Here is a 22942-nt window from a genome sequence, read left to right as displayed (position 1 = left end):
CCCGGGGGTGCCCCCCGTGTGCGGGGGGAGGGTCATTCGCGACGTACGGAGGAGGAGAAGACATGGCGGAGCCCACGCCGCGTCGGAACGAACCGCGGCTACGCCCCGCGCCCCTGCTCTTCGAGCCTGCGGCGGCGGCCGCCGACCCGGAGCACTTCTTCGACCTGGAGTCCATCGACGACCCCCGGGCGCTGCTGGACCGGGCGACGGAGCTGACGCAGGCGTTCCGCGCGGCGGCGGACCGCGCCCTGGAGTTCCAGGCGATGGCGGCGGCGCAGCTCGCCGACCCGCGGCGGTTCGACCGGCTGACGCCCGCGGACATCGCCGAGCGGGCCGAGTGGACCGAGGACTACGCGAAGAAGATGGTCGAGTTCGGCCGGGACCTGATGCGGGGCGGCGACGGGCGGGGGGACGTCGACCCGGTCTAAACCCGCCCCGGGCGCTCACCCGTGGCATATGCGGAGCGCGCAGATTACTCCTTCTGGCCGTTTCCTGCCCCGAATTCCGGCAACCGTGTGGAACGGACCGCTCACTGCCGGTAGACGTGGACTCCATGAGCTGCTCACGGAATGTCTCGGACGTCACCTCGGACGGTGCCGCCTGGCTGGCCTCGGCAGGAACGTATCCGCGTAGCACCCTCGCGTTCTGGGAGGAGCGGCCGGGCGCCCCGGTGGTGCTGCCCTGCGGTTCCGCCTTCGACGTGGTGAACGCCCCGGCGATCTTCGGGCGCCGGATGCTGGACCGGCTGTGGGACGAGGGCCCCGGTTCGGGGCCGGTGGCGGAGTTCCGGGGCCGGATGCTGCTGTTCGCCGCACCGGGCACGGCGCAGCGGCTGCCCTCGCTGCTGGAGTGGGAGGAGTGGGGCGCGCGCGGCCGGACGGACGGCCGTACGAGCGCGGTGCCGCCGCTGCTGTGCCACGGCACCGGCGACGCGGTCACCGTGCCGGCGCCGACCGGCGGCCCCGACACCCGGTCCGGTTCCCGCTGGCTGGTCGCCCCGGACACCCGTCAGCCCTGGTTGCCGGGCCCCGAGGTGCTGATGTGGGCGGCCGTGCGGGCGGCCCGCTCAGCTGTGCGGATATCGATTTCTCCTCCCGCCGACCAGGGTGCTAAGGTCTACGACGTCAGCAGGCGCCGCTAGCTCAGTTGGTTAGAGCAGCTGACTCTTAATCAGCGGGTCCGGGGTTCGAGTCCCTGGCGGCGCACCATGACGACGGGGGGACGGTTCGCGTACAGCGCGAACCGTCTCGCCGTTTCCGTCGCCGTACGGCTTCGCCGCGCGTGGGCGGGCTCCGTACCCACCCCGCTCCCCGCCCGCGCCGCCCCGCCGCCCGCCGTGGAGGATCCGTCGCCCGCGACTCCTCCCGCAGGTCCCGGTGACCACATTCCCTCCCACCGGTTCCGATGACCACGGCTCCCCCACCGGTCCCGCCGGTCACACCTCCTCCCACCGGCCCCGGTAACCGTCGGCCCCGGTCTCACCCCGCGGCGATCTTCACGGTCCACGCCCCCGACGCCGTCCGTCCCTCCACCTCCACCCGGACGTCCTCCCCCGGCACGGTGAAGCTCTCGCCGAGGGCGACCGGGGCGTCGGCGAGCGGGGGGTAGACCGACTCCTCCCAGCAGGCCCCCGTGCGCGGGTGGGCGTCGATCACCTCGATCGGCCCGCTCCCGGACTCGGCCCGGCTGCGCACCCGGTACACCAGCACCCCGGCCCGGCAGGCGGACGCGTCGTCGCCGACCGGCCCGCGCGCCTCGAAGGCGAGGGCGCTGTCCGCCCCCGTGCGCACGACCGCGAGCTTCGTGCCCCGTCCGAGGCCGAAGGCGGGCGTCCCGGCGGCGCCCGTCACCGGCACCCCCGGTCCCGCCCCCAGCGGCTCCAGCGTCAGCCGCGTCGGCCCGGCGCCCCGGACGCACGCCACCTGCCGCGGTTCCAGCCAGCCCAGCTTCCACTTGTGCCAGGCGAACAGGTCCGGCGCCAGCCCGAACTGGCTGCCCATCAGGTCCCAGTCGCCGACGTAGGTGTCCCAGTCGCCCTTGCCGTCGACGGGCCGCTGGTACAGGTCCGGCAGGTCGAAGACGTGCCCGGTTTCGTGGGCCAGGACCAGCCGGTCCGGCGGATGGTTCTCGAAGACGGTGACCACGCGCCGGATGTCCGTGCCGTCGGCCCGCAGCGGTGTGTCCAGGTTGACCACCTTCGTCGCGTCCGAGTCCACGCCGGGCGCGTCCGGATCGGCGACGAAGTAGACGACGTCGTAGCGCGAGAAGTCCACGTGCGCGTCGGCCGCGGCGAGCGCGTCGCGCAGGTACGCGGCCCGGTGGGCGAGGCTCCAGTCGCGCTCTATGGCGTAGGCGGTGGACGGCCGCGGCATGGGCAGCCAGTACGGCAGCGGATGCGGGCGGAGCGTGAACCTGCCGTAGGAGGCCCGCTGGAAGAACCGGGTGGTGGCCGGGAAGTGGTCGGCGGCCAGGTCCCGGGGGGCCGTCAGGGGGTGCGAGTCCGGGAAGGACAGGAACACCATCACCGCGTCCAGCCGGCGGGTGGGACGCGGATAGGCGGTGTTCCAGGTGTCGACGCCCTCCGAGTGGTGCGCGTCGGTGCGTTCGAGGGCGCAGGGCTTCGGGGAGAACGACTCGGCGATCGAGGGAGCGGTCACCAGGGAGGTCGCGGCCAGCGCCGACAGGGTGGTGAACATCGCCGTCGTGCTGCGCAGCCGGGTCCGCGCCCCCTCCCGGGTGAGCCCGCCCAGGGCCTCACGGGTCAGTCGCCTCAAGGGGAGCCGACGCGGCACGGGGACCTCCGGATGCGGTTGGCGGGACACCGCACCCAGCTTGTGAGTATTTGTAGTATTACGCCCTGTTCGCCTGCACCAGACGGGTGAGCGACCCCGAAGAATTCGCGGCAGTCGCCGCCCCGAATCACTCACGGAACGTCACAACTGGTCGGTGGCCTGAAGAACCCGTCCAGGCGCGAGCAGAAACGATCTGTCGCAACGGCCGGTTGTTCCGGGACACTGGACAGCGGGTGGAAGGCCCGTGGGCCAGGCCCTATGATCGGCACACTTTCCTGCACGGACAGAGATCGAGTGCACTGCGGGAGCGAGCGGTGAGCGGAACGTCCGAAGGGCCGACGCCCGCGGCAGACCTCGACCGGTCCGCCGTCACAGACAGTGATGCCGGTGCGTCTCCCCGTACCGGTCCCCCGGTGTCGGGCACCGCGCCCGCGGCGCCGCCGGACGCCTCCGCGGCGCCGCCCGGCGAACCGCCGACGCCCCCCGGGGAGCCCCGGACCCGCCCGCCGGCTCCCGGCGGGCCCCCGGACCGGCCCTCCGCCCCCGGCGAACCCTCGACCTACCGTTCCGTCTTCTCGGCCGCCCCGCTCGCCATGGCCGTCGTCGACCGGGAAGGCCTTGTCGTCAGCGCCAACGGCACCCTCGGCGCCCTGCTCGGCAGCGACCCGGACGCGCTGACCGGGTGCCCCGTCGCCGACCTGCTGGACCTGGCCTCCGACACCCGCATCTGGCACGCCTACCGCGAGGTGCTGAGCGGCCGTCAGGACCGGCTGCACTGCACCCGGCGCCTGAAGCGGTCCGACGGCCGGCGCCTGTGGGTCCAGGTCACGGTCGCGCCCCTGCCCGGCGGCGAGCCGGGCGTTCTGCTGTCCGTCGCCGACATCAGCGCCCGCCGTGAACTCCAGGCCCGGCTGCGCCACTTGCAGATGCACGACCCGGTGACCCTGCTGCCCAACCGCACCCTGTTCTTCGAACGCCTCACGGCCGCGCTGGACCCGGAGGCGTACGAACACGCCGGCACCGGCCGGATCGGGCTGTGCTACCTGGACCTGGACGGCTTCAAGGCCGTCAACGACACCCTCGGCCACCGTGTCGGCGACCGGCTGCTGGCCGCCGTGGCCGAACGCCTCACCCGCTGCGCCGACGAGGCCGGTCACACCCGGACGGGCACCCCGCTGGTGGCCCGGCTCGGCGGCGACGAGTTCGCCCTCCTCGTCGAGGACTCCACGGGCACCGAACAGCTCGCCGACCTCGCCGAGTCGGTGCTGGCGGCCCTCCAGGAGCCGTTCGACCTGGCCGGTCAGCGACTGTCGGTCTCCGCCTCGATCGGCGTCGTGGAACGCCACGCGGCCGGCACCACCCCGACCCAGCTGATGCAGGCCGCCGACACGACCCTGTACTGGGCCAAGGCCGACGGCAGGGCCCGCTGGACGCTGTTCGACCCGGAGCGCAACGCCCACCGCATGACCCGGCAGGCCCTCGCCTCCACGCTCCGCCCGGCCGTCGAGCGCGGCGAGTTCGCCCTGGAGTACCAGCCGCTGGTGGGCATGGAGGACGGACGGGTGCGGGGCGTCGAGGCGCTGGTGCGCTGGAACCATCCGCAGTTCGGCATCCTGACGCCGAATCGGTTCATCGCACTGGCGGAGGAGGACGGCACGATCGTCCCCCTGGGCCGCTGGGTGCTGCGCACCGCCTGCCGGCAGGCCCGGCGCTGGCAGCTCGACCACCCCGGCGAGCCGCCGCTCTTCGTCAGCGTCAACGTGGCGGTCCGCCAGGTCTGGGACTCGGACCTGGTGGCGGACGTGGCCGAGACCCTGGCGGAGACCGGCCTCGCGCCGCACCTGCTGCAGCTGGAGCTCACCGAGTCGGCCGTGATGGGCTCGGCGGGCCGCCCGCTGCAGGCGCTGAAGGCCCTCAGCGACATGGGCGTGCGCATCGCCATCGACGACTTCGGCACGGGGTACTCGAACCTCGCGTACCTCTCCCGCCTGCCGGTGTCCGTCCTGAAGCTGGACGGCTCCTTCGTCCGGGGCTTCCAGTACGACGACCGGGACGCCGCCGCCCGGCCCAGTCCGGCCGACGAGGTCATCGTCGAGGCGATGATCCAGCTCGCCCACCGGCTCGGGCTGACCGTGACCGCCGAGTGCGTCGAGACGTCGGCGCAGGCCACCCGGCTGCGCCGGATCGGCTGCGACACCGGGCAGGGGTGGCTGTACTCCCGCCCGGTGCCGCCGGACCGCATCTCCGCGCTACTGGCGGCGCCGGGGGCTCAGGCGGACGCGCCGAAGCCGTAGGCGTCGGCGATGAGCTCGTAGGAGCGCAGGCGGACCTCGCCGCCGTGGGCGTTGGCGGTGATCATCAGCTCGTCGGCGCCGGTGCGCTTGTGGAGGTCGTCGAGGCCGGCGCGGACCTCGTCGGGGGTGCCGTGGACGACGTTGGCGTTCCAGGAGTCGACGAAGTCGCGCTCCAGCTCGTTGAACTGGTACGCCTCCGCCTCCTCCGGGGTGGGCACCAGGCCGGGGCGGCCGGTGCGCAGCCGGATCATGTTCAGCGCGGCGGCCCGGACCTGGCGGCGGGCCTCCCGCTCGTCGTCGGTGGCCAGGGCGGCGACGCCGATCAGGGCGTACGGCTCGTCCAGGACGGCGGACGGCTTGAACGACTCCCGGTACAGGTCGAGGGCCGGGATGGTGTTCTGCGCCGAGAAGTGGTGGGCGAACGCGAAGGGCAGGCCGAGCAGGCCGGCCAGGCGCGCGCTGAAGCCGGAGGAGCCCAGCAGCCAGATCGGCGGGCGGTGCGGGGACTGGACGCCGCCCGGGGAGGTGGCCTGGACCGGGCCGGGGACGGCGTGGATCCGGCGGTAGGGGTGGCCGTCGGGGAAGTCGTCGTCCAGGAAGCGGGTCAGCTCGGCGAGCTGCTGGGGGAAGTCGTCGGCGCCCTCGTTCAGCCGGTCGGTGCGGCGCAGGGCGGCGGCGGTGGCCCCGTCCGTGCCGGGGGCGCGGCCGAGGCCGAGGTCGATCCGGCCCGGGGCCATCGCCTCCAGCGTCCCGAACTGCTCGGCGATCACCAGCGGGGCGTGGTTGGGCAGCATCACGCCGCCCGAGCCGAGCCGGATGCGGTCGGTGTGGGCGGCGAGGTGGGCCAGGATCACGGCGGGCGAGGAGGAGGCGACGCCGGGCATGGAGTGGTGCTCGGCGACCCAGTACCGGTGGAATCCCCGGGCCTCCGCGAGGCGGGCGAGGGCGACGCTGGTGCGCAGGGCGTCGCCGGCGGTGTACCCGGCGCCGACGGTGACCAGGTCCAGCACGGAGAGGGGGACGGGGGCGGTGCCGCGTGCTTCGCCCCGGATCTCGTCCGGGGTCCGCGCCGCTTCGCCTCGTGTCTGGTCTGCCGCCACGATGGGGTGCCTCCTGCTGTGTGCCGTGCGCTGGGGTGCGGGGTCGCGCGGGTCCCGCGGGTCGTACGGGAGCGCTCGGGGGACAACAGGGGACTGTCTCCGGTTATTCCCCGGGGACGAGGGCGGGTGCCGGCGGGGGCCTTCAGGCCGCCCGCCCCCAGTCGCCCGGCACCTCCTCGACCTCGTCGGCCGGTGAACTCCGGGCCGCCTTCTCCCGGGCGCGCAGAACGACCCAGGCGAGGACGGACGCCCCGGTGAGCCACCAGGGCAGCGGCCACGCGGTGTGCCACCAGCGAGCCGGCGGCTCGAAGACGGCGTCCACGGCGGCGGTGACCATGCCCGCCGCCAGGCTCCAGCACAGGAGACGCTCGGCGAACCGGGCGGCGCGGGAGCGGACCATGGGCAGGGCTCTGCCCGACTCGGTCATCAAGAGACCGTCCTTCAGGGGGAAGTGACTGATTACGGCCGCGGCCAGTGTGCATTCCGCGAAGGGCCCCGCCCAGGAGGGAGCGAGGCGGGACACGCCGCTTAAGACAACTTTCAAGTACCCGCATTTCCCCCCGAAACGCCCTGCCCGCCGAGCAGAAGAGGTCGGGCGCGACGCAACACCGGCATGAGATTGGCCGAAATCAGTCAGTCAAGCGCCCCAATCGACACTTGAAGTGCGACAGGAAGGCGTTTTGAGCCAACCGGGAACCCCGGAGAGTGAGAGGAATTGACCATTCCCCTCCTTCCGGTGCGCCATCCATTCCCTTGTGGGGGAGTTTGTCCCAGCCAAGGGGTAGGGCCGATTCCGGCCCGCATGAGCAAGACGATCGCGGGCATGCCGCGCCGTTCCGCGTGCTTCCCGTGACAGGACGTGCGGTCCTGGCAGCCGCCGGGCCACCGCTCCGGCGACGGCGGCGCGGCACGCGGCACACCGGGGCCGCCGGCCCGGACCCGGGCCGACGGCCCCTCGGCCCCTCGGCCCCGGGCCGGTCCCCCCCTCACGCTCACGCCTGCACCAGCGGCTCCCTCGTGAACAGCGCTCCCAGCTCCGGCGCGTTCACCCGCCGGTCCGCGAGCCGCAGCGCCTCCCAGACGGTGACCTGGTTGGCGGTGAGGACCGGCTTGCCCAGCTCCTTCTCCAGGGCCGTGATGTGGGCGGCCGTGTGCAGGGCCGTGCCGGGGAGCAGGAGCGCCTCCGCCTCCGGGCGGTCGGCCGCGCGGGCCAGTGCGAACACCTCCCTCTCGCCCCACGCGCCGGCCTCCGCCGCCGTGCGGGTCCCCGCGCCGTGGACGCCGGCCACCTCGATGCCCGCGTCGCGCAGGAAGTCCGCGAACAGCGAGGCCACGTCGTCCGGGTAGGCCGCCCCGACGGCGACCCGCCGCACCCCCAGCTCCCGTACCGCGTGCACGAAGGCGAGGGAGGTCGACGAGGCCGGCAGGCCGGCCGCCTGCGCCAGGGCGCGGACCTGTTCCCGGGCGCCCTCCCAGCCGGGCACGAAGCTGCCGCTGGTGCACGCCCACACCACCGCCTCGGCGCCCGCGTGCCGCAGCTCCTGGACCCCGGCCGCCAGCCGCTCGGGCGTGCCCAGCTCGCGCAGCGCGTCCACCCGCTGCGCGTCCTCGCTCAGGTCGGTGTGCACCAGGTCCACCCGGATGTCGCTGCCCAGCAGCTGCTCGATGCGCGGATAGTCGTCGGCGGCGGAGTGGCCCGGGTAGAGGAATCCCAGTGCTGTCATGTCCAGCCTTCCTGCTTCTCTTCCTGCTCTTCGTTGCGGCAGCGGCTGCTGCCCTTCGTCCGGCGGTACGGGACCGGACCGGGCCGGCGGACCGCCCGGCGCCCGGCGCGCTCCCACCGCCCGGGTACCCCGTCGGCGCGGCGCCGCCCACCTGGCCACCTGGTTGGCCGAGATGATCCGGGCCGCGCGCCTCGTCCGCCTCCGGCCGGGACACGCCGCACCTGCCCGGCGGGGTGACACCCGTCTCGGCCGGGTGCTCCTCCCGGCCTTCCGCGGTCCGCGCCCTCGTCCGGGCCGTGCCGGACGGCCGGAGACCGCGGGGCGGGGACGATCCGCGGCCCGCCCGGGCCGGGACCGGTGTCGCAGACACCGACAAAAAGGCGTAAACCTCATTGCGTGTGTACTTCATGCGGCGGGCGCCCCGGTGAGCGGCGGGACCTCCCGACGGCAGCGCGGACGGACCGGGCCCGGCCGTCGGGAGCCGGACCGTCGGGAGCGGGACCGCGTCGAGGACCGTGCGGGCGACAGGGAGACCCGGATGAAGCGATCAGCCGTGGGCCCCGGGCGGCGGGCACGGCCTCCCGGGGCCGGGAGCACCCCGGGTCCGTGCGGGGCTGGAGAAGATCCGCGTGACGCGCGTCCGACCGGGTAGCCGCGCGCCCGCTCCCCCACGGGGAACCCCGCCGCCGGCACGATCCGGCCGGCCGCCCGGCCCCACCCGCCGGTCGCTGCTCGCGGGGGTCGCGGGGGTCGCGGCGCTCGGCGCGCTGGGGACCGCCGGCTGTTCCCGGGTGCCCGCCGCCTCGGGCGCGGGGGGCGGCGACCTGCTGGACCGGCTCCGGGCGCAGGGCGTCGTACGGCTGGGGATCGCCGGTGAGATCCCGTTCGGGTACATCGACCGGAACGGCGAGCTGACCGGCGAGGCGCCGGAACTCGCCAAGGTCGTCTTCAAGCGGCTCGGGGTGGACCGGGTGCAGCCCGTGCCGACCGAGTTCGGCTCCCTCGTCCCGGGGCTGAACTCGCAGCAGTTCGACGTCGTCGCCGCCGGGATGTACATCACCCCCGAGCGCTGCGAGCAGGTCGTCTTCTCCGACCCCGACTACCAGATGCTCGACTCCTTCATCGTCCGCAGGGGCAACCCGCTGGGGCTGCGCGACTACCGGGACGTCGTCGCGAAGAAGGCCAGGTTCGCGACCGGCACCGGGTACGCCGAGATCCGGTACGCCGTCGAGGCGGGGTACCGGGAGAGCGACATCCTCATCGTCCCCGACCAGGTCGCCGGGCTGAACGCCGTGGAGGCCGGCCGGGTCGACGTCTTCGCCGGCACGGCGCTCACCACGCGCGAGGTGGTGAGGAAGTCCGCCACGGCGGAGGCGACCGAGCCGTTCGCGCCGCTCGTCGACGGCGAACCGCACGTCGACGGGGGCGCCTTCGCGTTCCGGCGGACCGAGACGAAGCTGCGGGACGCCTTCAACGCCGAGCTGCACGCGCTCAAGAGGAGCGGCGAGCTGTTCCGGATCCTGCGGCCCTTCGGGTTCACCGAGGCCGAGATGACGGATCTGACCGCGAAGGAGCTGTGCGGCGGATGACCCCGGGACTGTGGGAGCTGGTGCTCGAGGGCGTCTGGGTGACGCTTCAGCTGCTGTTCCTCAGCGCGCTGCTGGCGGCCGTGGTGTCCTTCGCCGCCGGGATCGCGCGCACCCACCGGCGGTGGACCGTCCGCTTCCTCGCGGGCCTGTACACCGAGGTGTTCCGCGGCACCTCGGCGCTGGTCATGATCTTCTGGGTGTTCTTCGTGCTGCCGGTCGCCTTCGGCTGGCAGCTGGTGCCGATGTGGGCGGGCACCCTGGCGCTCGGGCTGACCTACGGGGCGTACGGCGCGGAGATCGTGCGCGGCGCGCTCGCCGCCGTCGACCCCGCGCAGCAGGAGGGCGGGATCGCGCTCGGCTTCACGCCCTGGCAGCGGATGCGGCTGATCCTGCTGCCGCAGGCGGTGCCGGAGATGGTCCCGCCGTTCGCCAACCTGCTGGTCGAGCTGCTCAAGGGCACCGCGCTGGTGTCCGTCATGGGCATGGGCGACCTGGCGTTCAGCGGCAACCTGGTCCGGCTGGCGCTGCAGGAGAGCGCGGAGATCTACGCGTACGTCCTGCTGATCTACTTCGTGATCGCCTTTCTGCTCACCCGCGGGATGCGCGGGCTGGAGAAGCGGCTGAAGGCGGAGGTGGGCGGGGCGCCGCGGAAGCCGGTGGCCGCCGTGCCCGCGCCCGAGGGGGGTGGTCCGCGGTGACCTGGGACTGGAGCGCGGTCTCCGCGTTCCTGCCGTACTTCCGGGACGGCCTGCTGGTCACCCTGCAGGCGCTGGTCCTCGGCTCGCTGATCTCGTTCGGGCTGGGGCTGGTGTGGGCGCTGTCGGCGCGGGCCCGGGCCCGGTGGGTGCGCTGGCCGGTCGGGGTCCTCACCGAGTTCGTGCGGAACACCCCGCTGCTGGTGCAGCTGTTCTTCCTCTTCTACGTGCTGCCCGAGTGGGGCCTGACTTTCTCGGCGCTGGTCACCGGCGTGGCCGGCATCGGGCTGCACTACTCGACGTACACCATGCAGGTCTACCGCGCCGGCATCGAGGCGGTGCCGGCCGGCCAGTGGGAGGCGGCGACGGCGCTGAGCCTGCCGCGGCGGCGGACGTGGACCGCGGTGATCCTGCCGCAGGCGGTCCGCCGGGTGGTGCCGGCCCTCGGCAACTACGTCATCGCCATGCTCAAGGACACGCCACTGCTGATGGCGATCACCGTGCTGGAGATGCTCGGCCGGGCCCGCCTGTTCTCCCAGCAGAACTTCCGGTTCACCGAGCCGCTCACGGTGATCGGCGTGGCCTTCGTGGTCATCTCCTACCTGGCCTCCCTTCTCCTGCGAGCCCTGGAGCGACGCCTTGCCCACTGACACCCGCCCCGCCCCCGGCCGCCCCGCCGAACTGGTGCGCCTGGAGCAGGTCACCAAGCGGTTCGGCGACCGCACGGTCCTCGACCGGCTCGACTTCTCCGTGGACGCGGGCCGGCACGTCACCCTGATCGGGCCGTCCGGGTCGGGCAAGACCACGATCCTGCGACTGCTGATGACGCTGACCGAGCCCGACGAGGGCCGGATCACCGTCGACGGGGAGCTGCTGTTCCCCGCGCCCGAGAAGCGGGTCCGCGAGATCCGCAAGAAGATCGGCATGGTCTTCCAGCAGTTCAACCTGTTCCCGAACATGACCGTGCTGAGGAACATCACCGAGGCGCCGGTCACCGTGCTCGGTCTGTCCAGGGACGCGGCCGAGGAGCGGGCGCGGGAGCTGCTGGAGCTGGTGGGACTGAGCGAGCACCTGGACAAGCGGCCCGCCCAGCTGTCCGGCGGGCAGCAGCAGCGGGTGGCGATCGCCCGGGCGCTGGCGATGCGGCCGCAGGTGCTGCTGCTCGACGAGGTGACCTCCGCGCTGGACCCGGAGCTGGTCGCGGGCGTCCTCGACGTCCTGCGGGACATCGCCCGCTCCACCGACATCACGATGCTCTGCGTGACCCACGAGATGGGCTTCGCCCGGGACATCTCGGACCAGGTCCTGATGTTCGACGCCGGCCGGGTCGTCGAGGCGGGCCCGCCGGAGAAGATCTTCAGCGAACCGGAGCACCACCGGACCCGGGAGTTCCTCAGCGCGGTCCTGTGACCCCGGCGGGGGCCTGTGACCACGGCGCGGTCCCGTGACCACGGCGGGAGCCTGTCCCGGCGCTCCGGACCAAGCCACCGGGACATGCTCAAGGCATATGCCAGAGGGCCGGCACCCCAGGTGGCGGCCACCGGAATCTCGCCGGCAAGCGCCCGTCCCCGGCCCCCCGCCCGTTATCGTGAAGGGGTTTCCGCCGACCGGATGACGGCCACAGAGCGAGCGCAGGGGGAACCGTGGCGCCGAAGCACGAGCCGACCGCTCCGCACCACTCGGCACAGGAGGCGCTGCGCGTCCTGGAGACGGTGGCGCGGCACTCCACCGGGACCACCGACACCGAACTGACCCGCCTGACCGGCCTCGCCCCGGAGCGCCTGACCACGCTCCTGCGCATGCTGCGCCGCGAGGGCTACGTCGAGCAGGCCGCCGACGGGACGTACGTCACCGGGCAGGCCCTCGACCGGCTGGGCTCCGCGCAGCAGCGGCAGGAGGCCCTGCGCGACAAGCTCCAGCGCACCCTCGACCGGCTGCGCGACTCCGTCGGCGCCGCCGTCTACCTCAGCCGGTACGTCGACGGCGAGGTCAGCGTCGCCCAGTACGCCGACGGCCCGGCCACGCCCCGGGTCAACGAGTGGGTCGACTTCCGCTGCTCGGCCCACGCCACCGCGGTCGGCAAGAGCCTGCTCACCCAGCTCGACCACGCGGCCCGCCGCGACCACCTCGCCCGGCACAGGATGGCCCGTCTCACCTCGCACACCATCACCAGCGACAAGGTGCTGCTCTCCCGCCTGGCGGCCCAGCCGCCCACCGCGCCCGTCCTGGACCTGCAGGAGTACGCCGTCGGCACGGTCTGCGCGGCCGTCCCGGTCACGGCCGGCTCCACCGTGGGCTGCCTCGCGCTGTCGCTGCCGGTGGAGCACGCGCACCGGCTGCGCCGGGCCGCGGACACCCTCAGCCGGAGCGCGGCCCCGGTGCTGCTGTCCCTGACGATCTAGTGCCCGGACGACCGGGGGCGCGTGGTCGGGAGCACCCCCTCGGACCAGGTAGTATTTCTCTTGTCGCCGGCCGCGGGAAGCGGACGGCGGGAGTCATGCGCCGCTAGCTCAGTTGGTTAGAGCAGCTGACTCTTAATCAGCGGGTCCGGGGTTCGAGTCCCTGGCGGCGCACCGGTGAAGGGCCTCTCGCGGGAGCGAGAGGCCCTTCGGCGTTTCCGGGTCCTGCGAGACCCCGGCGTTCCGGTCGCCCCGGCCGCTCCCGAGGTCCCCGGCGTCCGGGTCCGTCAGAACGTGACGTCGGAGCAGGCGTAGAACGCGTTGCCCGTGTCGGCGACCGTCCACACCGCGAGGATGACGTGGTGCCCGCTCAGCCCGGTCGGCAGGGTGCCGCTGTGGGAGAGGGTGGACGGCGGACGCTGGCCGTTGTACGGCACCGTGAGGAACGGCGTGAGGTTGAGGTCGGACCGGGACAGGTTGTGGTTCTGGTTCCAGCCCTGCTTGGTGACGTAGTACTTGAAGTCGGTCGTGGCGTGCATCGCCGTGAACTGCCAGCGGAACGTGTAGCTCTGGCCGCCGGTCACCTTCGTGGTGGGCCAGGCGCCGCCCGAGGGCGTGCGCGGGCTGTCGAGCTGGGCGAACCGCGTGTTGTTCCCGGAACAGAGCTGCCCGTCGGCCGGTCCGGACGCCGGGAAGCCCTTGGGGCCCTCGACGCTCTGCGGCTCCCACTGGATCGCGCCGCAGTTGGTGACGGTGCCGTTCTGGCAGAACTTCTGCCGGCTGACGGGCAGGTCGGTGTAGCCGTGGCCGCTGGCGCCACCGGAGGAGAGCACGAGGGCTCCGGTGGTCGCCAGTCCCACCGCGGCGGCGTACAGCTTGGTCCGTGTGCGCATGCTGCTGCTCCTGGAGACGTGGGGGAGGTTTCAGTGAGCTTGCAGGTAGGTCTAGACCAAGGCTCAGATTATTGCCGCCAGTTGAACATGTCCATACCAATCGGGGGACGAGCTCTCCGGCCGTCCCCGGGACGGTTCACGGCCCGGTCTCCCCGCGCCCCGCGCAGAACGCCACCGTCAGGTCCTTGACCAGCACCTTGCGCTCGTAGTCGTCCAGCTCCACCAGCCCGCGCATGGTGAGCCGCGTCACCGTGTCCTCCACCGAGTCGACCACCGACGTCAGCACGCTCGCCCGGTGCTGGGCGTCCAGCGCCGCGATCCGGCGGCGGTGCATCGCCGCGGCGACCTCGGGGGCGTATTCCACCCGCACCGGCTGCACCGAGAACACCTCCAGGCCCACCGGCGCCGTGTCCGCCACCACCTGCCGGGTCAGCGCGTCGCAGGTCGCGTCCGCCGCGCTCTTCGTGCCGCCGGGCATCTCCACCGGCACCCGGGCGAGCGCCGCCTCCACGCACTCGCGCAGATACGTCTCGTGGTCCTCGACGCCCAGCGTGGCCCGCGCGGCGTCCCGCACCCGCCACACCACCAGCACCACCACCCGCAGCGCCACCCCGTTGCCGTCCGCCGCCGGCACCGGCTCGCTGCGCCAGTGCCGCAGCCGCACGTCGACCCGGCGGCGCAGCAGCAGCGGGTTCACCCACAGCAGGCCGGTCCGCCGGACGGTTCCCCGGTAACGGCCGAACAGGCCGAGCACCCAGGCCCGCCCGGTCCGCCCCCGGGCCAGCCCGCCGAACCCGAACAGGCCGAGGGCTCCCGCCCCCGCGTACGCCGCCCACTGCGCCGGACCGAGCCCGGCCCCCGCGTACGCCGGCAGCCGCAGCGCCTCCGCGGCGACCGGCGGCAGCAGCCCCGCCCACCAGGAGGCGGCCACGCAGCCGGCCACCCCGCACGCCCCGGCCAGCACCCCCACCGCTCCGGGCAGCACCCGGGCCGGCCGCTCCACCAGGGCCGGATCGACCCGCGGCACCGGCCGCGGCCGCACCGGCGACCGGCCCCTGACCCGGGGCCGCTCCCGCGCCGGCCGGTCCGGGCGCGGGGGAGGCCCCTCCCCCGTCCTCGGCCGGCGGTCCACCACCGCGGGCTCCAGCGGCACCGGCGGCGAGCCGGAGTCGTCACGGAACAGCAGGTGGACGGGGATCTCGGTGGTCGCCTCGTTCCGGATCAGCCGGGTGGGCCGCGCCGCGCCCCCGCCCGGATCCCCGGACTCGGGCGGGGGTGACGTGGTCGTACTCATACGTGCCTCCAGCCTCCGCGCCAGATGCGTCACAACAGGTCGTCTCGGAACAACGGGCCGTCCCGGCGCGCCGGGCGGCCCCGGGGCGCCCCGCGCTCCCCGGGGCGCCGGGCGCGGCCCCGGAACGCACGGCGCCCCGGGCCCTAGGAGAAGAGCCGCCGCCAGGTCTCCGGCCCCGGATAGCCGTCCGCCGCGCCACCGCGCCAGCCCTGGGCGCGCTGGAAGTCCTCGACGTTGCGCCGGTCCGCCTCGCTCCAGCGGGGCCCCGGCCCGGTGGTGTAGTGCCGGCCGAACCCCTTCCGCACCAGCTGCCGGCCGAGCTGCTCGACGTACCGGTTGTGCGCGCCGGGCCGGAACATCGCCCGGCCCGGGTAGCCGGGCACCCCGTGCGAGGAGGCCGGGAGGAAACCGGAGGGCGTGGCGGGCCCCGGCGTCTCCGCCGGGATGTCCCTGCCCCCTCCCGACACCAGCAGCTCCCAGGTGCGCGGTCCGGGCAGTCCGTCCGCGGCCGGGCCCCGCCAGCCCTGGGCCAGCTGGAAGGCCCGGGTCGCCCTGCGGTCCGCGTCCGTCCAGCGCGAGCCGGGCGCGAAGCCGTAGAAGCGGCCGGCGCCGCGCGCGACGAGCATGCGGCCGAGCTGGGTGACGTAGGCGTTGTCGGCCCCGGGGCCGAAGAACGACGCCCCCGGGAAGGGCGTCGCGGCCGGCGCACCGGGGCTGGCGGTGCCCGGCTCGCCGCCCGCCGCGCTCGTCGTGACGCCCCGGTAGCGGTAGGGCACGTACCGGTCGGAGTCGTTCCAGTAGGGGTACGGGGTGGTCCTCCGGCGGGTGTGGGGGCGGGTCTGCTCGTAGGCGGTGTAGGAGGTGCGCGTGTCGTCCGTCCAGCCGCCGAAAATCACCACGTGCGACCCGCTCTCGGGATTCGCCGGATTGTGGAACAGCAGAATGTCACCGGGTTGGAGCTCCTCCTTGGAAATCCGCACGCCGTACTGGCCGAGGCTGCCCGTCCATTCGTTTCCGGGCAGTTTCCAGGCCATCGAGACATAGCCCGAGCAGTCCTGCCGGTAGCCGTCGGACCAGTAGTCGTCCATGCGGTACGGCACTTTCGCGGCGACCCAGGTCATGGCCCGAGCGACGATCTCCGCGCGAGTGATCCCACGGGGCACGGCCGGCGCCGCCTGCTTCGCCGGCCGCCCGCCCGGACCGTGCAGCGGAGCCTTGCGCCCCTGGGGAGTGCCGCGCTCCTCACCTGCGGGAACGTCCGGCGACCGGGGTGCGTGGGCGGCGGCCGGGACGGTGGCCGCCACGCCCGCGCCGAGCGCGGCGGAGGCGGCGGCCGCCACGGTCACGGCCCGGTGGGCGGCCGGGCGGCCCGGGAGGCGGCCGGCCGGGGCGCGCGGCGAAAGGCGCCGCCGGTGACGGCACCCGGGGCAGTCGCAGTCGCTCGCGGGATCGAATTCCTCGAATACCGGAGTCGCCATGCGATTCCCCTCACACTTCGGATGAAAACGGCCGCGGCGGTGCACGAGCGTCAGTTTCTCAACGGTCTTCAGCACGCGCATGTTGACGGTCCGAATGATGTACGGCGGCCCCCGCGCCGCGGGTCCCGCGCCGGGCGTGGTCCGGAGCACCCCCGGACGTCGGGTAGAGTTGATGACGTCAGCAGGCGCCGCTAGCTCAGTTGGTTAGAGCAGCTGACTCTTAATCAGCGGGTCCGGGGTTCGAGTCCCTGGCGGCGCACCATGACGAGGGCGAGACGGTTCGCGGACAGCGCGAGCCGTCTCGCCCTTTCCGTCGTCGCACGGCTTCGCCGCGTCCTGCGGGGACCCCGTGCCCCGCCCCCGGTGCCGGAGCGGCCGGAGGCGAGGACGCTCGCCGATTGGCCGGATACCCTCTGGCCATGGCAGCGCGAGATCTCCAGGAGCGGATCAAAAGGCTCATCATCGACCGCCGGCTGCCCTCCGGGGCCCCGCTGCCGCCCGAGCCCGCGCTGATGGAGTACCTCGGCGCGAGCCGGAACTCGGTGCGCGAGGCGCTGAAGGCGCTCCAGGCCATGGGCATCGTGGAGATCCGGCACGGCTTCGGCACCTACGTCGGTCCCATGTCCCTGGCCCCGATGATCGAGGGCCTCGCCTTCCGCACGGTCGCCGGGCACTACCGGGGCGAGGACTCCCTGCTCCAGCTCCTGGAGCTGCGCGAGGCGGTGGAGACGGGGCTGGTCTCCCGGCTGGCCGGCCGGATCCCCGAGGCCGACCTCGTCGAACTGGACGCGCTCGTGGACCGCATGGAACACCAGGCCGCGCGGGGGGCCGGCCTCGCCGAGACCGACCGGGCCTTCCACGCCACCCTCTACCGAGGGCTGGACAACGCACTGCTGAGCGAGGTCCTGGAGGCGTTCTGGGACGCCTTCCACCGGGTGCGCACCGACCTCGGGGGCGTGCCGCAGGATCCGCGGGTCACCTGCCGGCAGCACCGGGAGATCCTGGACGCGGTACGGTCCGGTGACGCACGACGGGCCGAGGAGGCCATAAGGGAACACTTCGGCAACATCCGGGACCGTCTGTCCACACCGGCCCCGCACGACCCCCGCAGCCGTCACGATGAACGCGTATGACCGGTAAACGCCCTGTTTCGCGTCTTGCGATCATGATGGGCGACGTGGACGCTGGTTTCCTGTTTTCCGATTTGTTGCGGATTCGCGGCACTTCGGTGCGGTAAGCCGGTTGTCGGCGGCGCGGGGAGAGGGGCCCCGTTCGTGCGCCGGGCGCCGAGGGGGGCATCATGCAACCGGCAGGTCGCCCCACCATGTCTATAAGGTGTGGATGGCGTGGTGACAGCGACCCACCACTGACACGTCTGTGCAGGTCGAGGGGGCCTGGCACGGGCGGTAGGAAGCGACGGAACACGCGGTCGGCCCGCGTGTGGGGGGATGACTCATGACGTCGACGCCGCCGGGCGCCCGGCAGGAACGCGACCCGTCACAGACCACCCGGCTCAGGGTGCTCACGCACCGGACCGGTGACACGGGGACGTTCCGCCGGATCAAGAGGACACTGCCCAAGTACGACTACGAGCACTACAGCAGGCTGGCGGGCCCCCTCACCCAGCCGGACCCGGACAAGCCGTACCGGGTGCAGTACCGGTCGCTGATCTCGCAGGAGCCGCACCGCATCCGGGTCGCGCTGATGCTGGCCGCGGCCCCGGTGCTGTCGCTGGTGCTGCTGTTCTGGCTGCTCCAGCCCGAGCACTGGACCGAGCGGGACTACCCGGCCTTCGACTGGCTGCCGGCGCTCGACGTCGTGATGCTCGTCTCGATCGGCCTGATCGAGTTCTTCCGCTGCATGAACGTGCTGTCCAACGCGCACGCCACGCTGGTCGCCCGCGACCCGGTCCCGGTGGTGCCCGAGACCGGCACGCGAGTGGCCTTCCTCACCTCCTTCGTGCCCGGCAAGGAACCGCTGGAGATGGTGACGAAGACCTTGGAGGCGGCGGTGCGGATCCGCCACCGGGGCGTGCTGCACGTCTGGCTGCTGGACGAGGGCGACGACCCCGAGGTCAAGGCGGTCTGCGAACGCCTCGGCGTGCGCCACTTCTCCCGCAAGGGCGTCGCGAAGTGGAACCGGCCCACGGGCCCGCACCGCGCCAAGACCAAGCACGGCAACTACAACGCCTGGCTGGAGGCGCACGGCGACGACTACGACTTCTTCGCCTCGGTCGACACCGACCACGTGCCGCTGCCCAACTACCTGGAGCGGATGCTCGGCTTCTTCCGCGACCCGGACGTCGGCTTCGTCATCGGCCCGCAGGTCTACGGCAACTACGACAACTTCGTCACCAAGGCCGCCGAGTCGCAGCAGTTCCTCTTCCACGCCCTGATCCAGCGCGCGGGCAACCGCTACGGCGCGCCGATGTTCGTGGGCACCTCCAACGCCGTGCGCATCAAGGCGCTCCAGCAGATCGGCGGCCTGTACGACTCGATCACCGAGGACATGGCCACCGGCTTCGAGATGCACCGTGCCGAGAACCCGGCGACGGGCCGCAAGTGGAAGTCGGTCTACACCCCGGACGTGCTCGCGGTCGGCGAGGGCCCGAGCGCCTGGACGGACTTCTTCACCCAGCAGATGCGCTGGTCGCGGGGGACGTACGAGACGATCCTCAAGCAGTACTGGAAGGGCTGGTACTCGCTGCCGCCGAGCAGGCTCTTCAACTACACGATGATGATCATCTTCTACCCGATGTCGGCCCTGAACTGGATCCTGGCGGCGCTGAGCTGCGCGCTGTTCCTGGGCCTGGGCGCGTCGGGCGTGAACATCGACCCGGCGGTGTGGCTGATGCTCTACGGCAACGCCTCCGCCCTGCAGATCGGCCTGTACGTCTGGAACCGCCGCCACAACGTGTCGCCGCACGAGCCGGAGGGCTCCGGCGGTGTGGCCGGCATGGTGATGTCCGCGCTGTCGGCGCCGCTGTACGCCAAGGCGCTGATCGACTCCGTGCTGCGCCGCAAGAGCAAGTTCGTCGTCACCCCCAAGGGCGATTCGGCCAGCCCGGACCGCTGGTTCGGGACCTTCCGCTACCACTGGTACTTCATCCTGATCTTCGGCGCCTCGATCGCCGCCGGCTTCGTCTTCGGGCACTCCCACCCGGCGATGGTCGTCTGGGCCCTGTTCGCCATGCTCATCACCGCGTTCCCGGTCTTCGCCTGGCGTTACGAGCTGCGGCAGGCGAAGCGGAAGTCCGGCGCCCACGCCGCGGGCGCGCCGTCCCCGGCACGGCGGCCGCAGGACGCCGCGGGGCCGCACCGGACGCAGCCGCCGCTGTCCGTGCCGCAACAGCAGCAGCACGAGCCGCGGCTGCCGGCCGCGCCGCACGCGCCTCGGCACAGGCCCGGCTGGGCCGCCTCGGACGGGGACGACGACCAGACCATGCAGATCGCCCTTGGTGGACTTGGGGGACGTAAAGAATGAAGGACCGTGCAGGCCGCCGCCGCGCCCGCCGATTCGCGATAGGCACGGCGGTGGTACTCGCGCTGGCCGGGATGAACGGGCCGTGGCTGTACCGCTTCGGGACCGAGAAGTACCACCAGTACCAGATCGACAGACCCGAGTACAAAGCCGAGAACGGCCACTGGGACATCGTCGAGTTCCCCGAGGAGTACCGCCAGAACACCATCCACGCGGCGCTGCTGCACACCGGCAAGGTGCTGCTGATCGCCGGTTCGGGCAACAACCAGGACAACTTCGACGCCAAGCAGTACGACACCCGCGTCTGGGACCCGGTCAAGGGCACCGTCAAGAAGGTCCCCACGCCCAACGACCTGTTCTGCACCGGCCACACCCAGCTGGCCAACGGCAACCTGCTGATCGCGGGCGGCACCAAGCGGTACGAGAAGCTCAAGGGCGACGTGAAGAAGGCCGGCGGCCTGATGATCGTCCACAACGAGAACCCGGACAAGCCGATCACCCTGCCCGCGGGCACGACGTTCACCGGCAGGAAGAACGGCAAGACCTTCGTGTCGAAGGACCCGGTCCTCGTGCCGCGCGCGAAGAAGAACTTCGACCCGCGGACCGGCGCGTTCCTCGGCACCACTGCGGGGATCGGCCGCATCTACGTCGAGGCGCAGAAGGAGGGCGCCGCGTACGAGACCGGTACGCAGGACAACTACCGGATCCACGGTCTGAAGGGCGCCGACGCGCGCAACACGTACGGCATCGCGCAGAAGCTCGCCCTCGACAAGAAGGACTTCCAGGGCATCCGGGACACCTACGAGTTCGACCCGGTCGCCGAGAAGTACATCAAGGTCGACCCGATGAACGAGGCCCGCTGGTATCCGACGCTCACCACGCTGAGCGACGGGCGGATCCTCAGCGTCTCCGGCCTCGACGACATCGGCCAGCTGGTCCCGGGCAAGAACGAGATCTTCGACCCGAAGACCGGGAAGTGGGCCTACACCGGGAAGGTCCGCCAGTTCCCGACGTACCCGGCGCTGTTCCTGATGCAGAACGGCAAGATCTTCTACTCGGGTTCGAACGCGGGCTACGGACCGGACGACGTGGGCCGCGACCCCGGTGTCTGGGACGTGGAGACCAACGCGTTCACCAAGATCCCCGGGCTGAGCGACGCCGAGCTGATGGAGACGTCCAACACGGTGCTGCTGCCGCCGGCGCAGGACGAGAAGTACATGGTGATCGGCGGCGGCGGGGTCGGCGAGTCCAAGCTGTCCAGCAACAAGACCCGGATCGTGGACCTGAAGGCGGACGATCCGCGCTTCGTGGACGGGCCCTCGCTGGAGAAGGGCACCCGGTATCCGCAGGCGTCGATCCTGCCCGACGACTCCGTGCTGGTCTCCGGCGGCTCGGAGGACTACCGGGGCCGCAGCGACTCCAACATCCTGCAGGCCCGGATCTACGACACGGAGAAGAACGCGTTCCGGCGGGTCGCCGACCCGCTGGTGGGCCGCAACTACCACTCCGGGTCGATCCTGCTGCCCGACGGACGGGTGATGTTCTTCGGTTCGGACTCGCTGTTCAGCGACAAGGCCAACACCAAGCCGGGCAAGTTCGAGCAGCGCATCGAGATCTACACGCCGCCGTACCTGTACGGGAAGGACCGGCCGGAGCTGTCGGGCGGGCCGAAGACCGTCGCCCGCGGCGGGTCGGCGACGTTCGCCTCCCGGCAGGCGGCGTCGATCGAGAAGGTCCGGCTGATCCGGCCGAGCGCCTCCACGCACGTCACGGACGTCGACCAGCGGTCGATCGCGCTGGACTTCGAGGCGTCCGGGGACAAGCTGACGGTGACCGTGCCGAAGAACCGGAACCTGGTCCAGTCGGGCTGGTACATGCTGTTCGCGACCGACGCCGACGGCGTGCCGAGCAAGGCGCAGTGGGTCAAGGTGCCCTGACCGCACAAGGCGCCCGGACCCGCACCCGCACGGGGGCGCTCTCCACACCGGAGGGCGCCCCCTTTCTTCGTGCCACCGGTCCGGCCGGCCGGCTTCCGGGTCGGCCGGTCGGCCGGCCTCCGGTCAGTCCGAGGCCTTGGCCAGCTTCAGCGCGTAGTCGGACCACCACTGGCCCGCCTTCGGGCCGCCCTTGCACTCGCCGTCGGACTCGCCCGGGCGCTTGACCCACAGGTACGCGTCGACCAGCGGGTCCGCCGTCTTCGTCGTCGGGGTCTCCCCCAGCGCGCGGCCGGGCGGGTTGCACCAGCGCTCGCCGGGGTCGCCGCCGGTGTAGGGGCCGTTGCCGTTGCGGCTGGTGTCGACGACGAAGTGCTTGCCGCCCACCTTGGCCGACAGCCGCTTGCCGTAGGCGATGGAGTCCTCGGTGGAGTAGAAGTTGGAGACGTTGACCGCGAAGCCGTCGGCCTGGTCGACGCCCGCCCACTTCAGCGGCTCGAAGATCTGGTCGGGATCGCCCCAGCCGGCGTTGCCCGCGTCCAGGTAGACCTTGGTGTTCTTCAGGGAGGTGAGCTTGGCGACGGCGCCCTTGAGGAGGTCGTAGCGCTCCTCGTGGAACTCGTCCGGGGTGCAGCCGTCCACCAGGTGCAGCACCGCGTCGGGTTCCAGGACCACCAGGGCGGGCCGGTCGCCGATGCCCTTGGCCACGCCGTCGATCCAGCCGCGGTAGGCGTCCCCGTCGGCGGCGCCGCCCTGCGAGTACTGGCCGCAGTCGCGGTGCGGGATGTTGTACAGGACGAGCAGCGCGGTGCGGCCGGCCCGGTCGGCGGCCTCGGTGAGGCCGCGGGCCTCCTGCTCGGGGTTCTCCGGGCCGATCCACTCGGCGACCGGCTGCTCGGCGATCTTGCGGATCTGCGCGGCCTCGGCCTTCTTCCCGGCCTTCTCCAGGGCGGCCACCTGCCGGGCCGCGGTGCCGTCGGGATTCACCCAGAACGGTGCGGTCCCCTCGGGCCGCTGGGTGATCCCGGCCCGCTCGCCGCCGTCCCCCTCGGAGGAACACCCCGCGAGCAGCAGTGCCGCCCCCAGCACCGCCGCCGAGGCCCGCGCGCCGCGTCCCCTCCCGGCCCCCCACATGCCGTACATCCGACTCCCCCCTGCGTGCACCGTGCCGGATCCCCATCCTGGCACACGCCCCGCGGGGCCCGAGGGGGCCGCTCGGGCCCTGTCCTGGAGCTGTTACAGCCCCGCCCGGACCGGTCCGGGCGGGGGC

General features: G+C 72.8%; 19 protein-coding genes and 3 tRNA genes. 14 read left to right on the top strand and 8 right to left on the bottom strand.

Annotated elements, in window-relative coordinates; all coding sequences use genetic code 11:
- Positions 1 to 62 precede the first annotated feature (62 nt).
- The 3 genes from ABD363_RS00690 (at position 63) to ABD363_RS00680 (ending at position 1208) form a co-directional block, all read left to right on the top strand.
- Positions 63 to 428: a hypothetical protein gene (locus tag ABD363_RS00690; RefSeq protein WP_344599340.1), complete on the top strand. Its 366-nt coding sequence runs from the start codon at positions 63 to 65 to the stop codon at positions 426 to 428.
- A 125-nt stretch (positions 429 to 553) separates the two neighbouring features.
- Positions 554 to 1141, top strand: a complete 588-nt coding sequence (locus tag ABD363_RS00685) for a bifunctional DNA primase/polymerase (RefSeq protein ID WP_344599339.1) — start codon at positions 554 to 556, stop codon at positions 1139 to 1141.
- Positions 1132 to 1208 (top strand) — tRNA-Lys (locus ABD363_RS00680). Before ABD363_RS00685 ends, ABD363_RS00680 begins: the two co-directional genes overlap by 10 nt.
- Positions 1209 to 1478: 270 nt before the next feature.
- Here ABD363_RS00680 and ABD363_RS00675 read toward each other — a convergent pair.
- Complete coding sequence (locus tag ABD363_RS00675) at positions 1479 to 2822, bottom strand: M6 family metalloprotease domain-containing protein (RefSeq protein ID WP_344599338.1); 1344 nt, start codon at positions 2820 to 2822, stop codon at positions 1479 to 1481.
- A 284-nt stretch (positions 2823 to 3106) separates the two neighbouring features.
- Between ABD363_RS00675 and ABD363_RS00670 the strand changes: the two genes are divergently transcribed.
- The gene (locus ABD363_RS00670; RefSeq protein ID WP_344599337.1) at positions 3107 to 5086 is read left to right on the top strand and encodes a putative bifunctional diguanylate cyclase/phosphodiesterase; all 1980 of its coding nucleotides are present in this window, start codon (positions 3107 to 3109) and stop codon (positions 5084 to 5086) included.
- On the opposite strand, the gene ABD363_RS00665 is transcribed toward ABD363_RS00670, so the two are convergent.
- The 3 genes from ABD363_RS00665 to ABD363_RS00655 all read right to left on the bottom strand — a co-directional run bounded on the left by ABD363_RS00665 (position 5062) and on the right by ABD363_RS00655 (position 7910).
- The gene (locus ABD363_RS00665; protein WP_344599336.1) at positions 5062 to 6186 is read right to left on the bottom strand and encodes an LLM class flavin-dependent oxidoreductase; all 1125 of its coding nucleotides are present in this window, start codon (positions 6184 to 6186) and stop codon (positions 5062 to 5064) included. The two genes, ABD363_RS00670 and ABD363_RS00665, sit on opposite strands and share 25 nt — an antisense overlap.
- Positions 6187 to 6328: 142 nt before the next feature.
- Entirely contained in the window at positions 6329 to 6613 is a 285-nt protein-coding gene (locus ABD363_RS00660; RefSeq protein WP_344599335.1) for a hypothetical protein, read from the bottom strand.
- Positions 6614 to 7178: 565 nt separating this feature from the next.
- Positions 7179 to 7910: a maleate cis-trans isomerase family protein gene (locus tag ABD363_RS00655; protein WP_344599334.1), complete on the bottom strand. Its 732-nt coding sequence runs from the start codon at positions 7908 to 7910 to the stop codon at positions 7179 to 7181.
- A 728-nt stretch (positions 7911 to 8638) separates the two neighbouring features.
- Between ABD363_RS00655 and ehuB the strand changes: the two genes are divergently transcribed.
- The 6 genes from ehuB (at position 8639) to ABD363_RS00625 (ending at position 12767) form a co-directional block, all read left to right on the top strand.
- The gene (gene ehuB, locus ABD363_RS00650) at positions 8639 to 9499 is read left to right on the top strand and encodes an ectoine/hydroxyectoine ABC transporter substrate-binding protein EhuB (RefSeq protein ID WP_344599472.1); all 861 of its coding nucleotides are present in this window, start codon (positions 8639 to 8641) and stop codon (positions 9497 to 9499) included.
- Entirely contained in the window at positions 9496 to 10197 is a 702-nt protein-coding gene (gene ehuC, locus ABD363_RS00645) for an ectoine/hydroxyectoine ABC transporter permease subunit EhuC (protein ID WP_344599333.1), read from the top strand. The genes ehuB and ehuC overlap by 4 nt, the downstream gene beginning before the upstream one ends.
- On the top strand, positions 10194 to 10844 hold the full coding sequence (gene ehuD, locus ABD363_RS00640; RefSeq protein WP_344599332.1) for an ectoine/hydroxyectoine ABC transporter permease subunit EhuD: 651 nt from the start codon (positions 10194 to 10196) through the stop codon (positions 10842 to 10844). The genes ehuC and ehuD overlap by 4 nt, the downstream gene beginning before the upstream one ends.
- Positions 10834 to 11604, top strand: a complete 771-nt coding sequence (gene ehuA / locus ABD363_RS00635) for an ectoine/hydroxyectoine ABC transporter ATP-binding protein EhuA (RefSeq protein ID WP_344599331.1) — start codon at positions 10834 to 10836, stop codon at positions 11602 to 11604. Before ehuD ends, ehuA begins: the two co-directional genes overlap by 11 nt.
- Before the next feature lie 233 nt (positions 11605 to 11837).
- On the top strand, positions 11838 to 12596 hold the full coding sequence (locus tag ABD363_RS00630; protein ID WP_344599330.1) for an IclR family transcriptional regulator: 759 nt from the start codon (positions 11838 to 11840) through the stop codon (positions 12594 to 12596).
- A 97-nt stretch (positions 12597 to 12693) separates the two neighbouring features.
- Positions 12694 to 12767: transfer RNA gene (locus ABD363_RS00625), tRNA-Lys, on the top strand.
- A gap of 113 nt (positions 12768 to 12880) precedes the next feature.
- Here the strand turns inward: ABD363_RS00625 and ABD363_RS00620 are convergent.
- From ABD363_RS00620 to ABD363_RS00610, 3 genes are all read right to left on the bottom strand, one after another.
- Positions 12881 to 13486 carry a lytic polysaccharide monooxygenase auxiliary activity family 9 protein gene (locus ABD363_RS00620; protein ID WP_344599329.1) on the bottom strand — a complete coding sequence of 202 codons (606 nt, stop codon included), beginning with the start codon at positions 13484 to 13486 and terminating at the stop codon, positions 12881 to 12883.
- 136 nt (positions 13487 to 13622) lie between these two features.
- The gene (locus tag ABD363_RS00615; RefSeq protein WP_344599328.1) at positions 13623 to 14780 is read right to left on the bottom strand and encodes an SPFH domain-containing protein; all 1158 of its coding nucleotides are present in this window, start codon (positions 14778 to 14780) and stop codon (positions 13623 to 13625) included.
- Positions 14781 to 14923: 143 nt separating this feature from the next.
- On the bottom strand, positions 14924 to 16258 hold the full coding sequence (locus ABD363_RS00610) for a peptidoglycan-binding protein (RefSeq protein WP_344599327.1): 1335 nt from the start codon (positions 16256 to 16258) through the stop codon (positions 14924 to 14926).
- A 185-nt stretch (positions 16259 to 16443) separates the two neighbouring features.
- Here ABD363_RS00610 and ABD363_RS00605 point away from each other — a divergent pair.
- From ABD363_RS00605 to glxA, 4 genes are all read left to right on the top strand, one after another.
- A tRNA-Lys gene (locus ABD363_RS00605) sits at positions 16444 to 16520 on the top strand.
- 157 nt (positions 16521 to 16677) lie between these two features.
- The gene (locus tag ABD363_RS00600; protein ID WP_344599326.1) at positions 16678 to 17391 is read left to right on the top strand and encodes a FadR/GntR family transcriptional regulator; all 714 of its coding nucleotides are present in this window, start codon (positions 16678 to 16680) and stop codon (positions 17389 to 17391) included.
- Positions 17392 to 17713: 322 nt separating this feature from the next.
- A complete protein-coding gene (locus tag ABD363_RS00595) occupies positions 17714 to 19741 on the top strand; it encodes a glycosyltransferase family 2 protein (protein ID WP_344599325.1) in 2028 nt (675 codons plus the stop codon).
- Complete coding sequence (gene glxA / locus ABD363_RS00590; RefSeq protein ID WP_344599324.1) at positions 19738 to 21675, top strand: radical copper oxidase GlxA; 1938 nt, start codon at positions 19738 to 19740, stop codon at positions 21673 to 21675. The genes ABD363_RS00595 and glxA overlap by 4 nt, the downstream gene beginning before the upstream one ends.
- Before the next feature lie 123 nt (positions 21676 to 21798).
- On the opposite strand, the gene ABD363_RS00585 is transcribed toward glxA, so the two are convergent.
- Complete coding sequence (locus ABD363_RS00585) at positions 21799 to 22815, bottom strand: glycoside hydrolase family 6 protein (protein WP_344599323.1); 1017 nt, start codon at positions 22813 to 22815, stop codon at positions 21799 to 21801.
- Positions 22816 to 22942 lie beyond the last annotated feature (127 nt).

The sequence above is a fragment of the Streptomyces glaucus genome (assembly GCF_039533365.1).
Taxonomy (GTDB): domain Bacteria; phylum Actinomycetota; class Actinomycetes; order Streptomycetales; family Streptomycetaceae; genus Streptomyces; species Streptomyces glaucus.
The sequence above is the reverse complement of the archived record's forward strand: the minus strand, read 5'-3'. Positions and strand labels throughout refer to the sequence as shown.

Coding starts and splice junctions, on each gene's coding strand:
- ABD363_RS00600 (WP_344599326.1), top strand. CDS start 16,678: ATGGCAGCGCGAGATCTCCAGGAGCGGATCAAAAGGCTCATCATCGAC.
- glxA (WP_344599324.1), top strand. CDS start 19,738: ATGAAGGACCGTGCAGGCCGCCGCCGCGCCCGCCGATTCGCGATAGGC.
- ABD363_RS00620 (WP_344599329.1), bottom strand. CDS start 13,486: ATGCGCACACGGACCAAGCTGTACGCCGCCGCGGTGGGACTGGCGACC.
- ABD363_RS00585 (WP_344599323.1), bottom strand. CDS start 22,815: ATGTACGGCATGTGGGGGGCCGGGAGGGGACGCGGCGCGCGGGCCTCG.
- ABD363_RS00615 (WP_344599328.1), bottom strand. CDS start 14,780: ATGAGTACGACCACGTCACCCCCGCCCGAGTCCGGGGATCCGGGCGGG.
- ABD363_RS00660 (WP_344599335.1), bottom strand. CDS start 6,613: ATGACCGAGTCGGGCAGAGCCCTGCCCATGGTCCGCTCCCGCGCCGCC.
- ABD363_RS00655 (WP_344599334.1), bottom strand. CDS start 7,910: ATGACAGCACTGGGATTCCTCTACCCGGGCCACTCCGCCGCCGACGAC.
- ABD363_RS00685 (WP_344599339.1), top strand. CDS start 554: ATGAGCTGCTCACGGAATGTCTCGGACGTCACCTCGGACGGTGCCGCC.
- ABD363_RS00610 (WP_344599327.1), bottom strand. CDS start 16,258: ATGGCGACTCCGGTATTCGAGGAATTCGATCCCGCGAGCGACTGCGAC.
- ABD363_RS00690 (WP_344599340.1), top strand. CDS start 63: ATGGCGGAGCCCACGCCGCGTCGGAACGAACCGCGGCTACGCCCCGCG.
- ehuC (WP_344599333.1), top strand. CDS start 9,496: ATGACCCCGGGACTGTGGGAGCTGGTGCTCGAGGGCGTCTGGGTGACG.
- ABD363_RS00595 (WP_344599325.1), top strand. CDS start 17,714: ATGACGTCGACGCCGCCGGGCGCCCGGCAGGAACGCGACCCGTCACAG.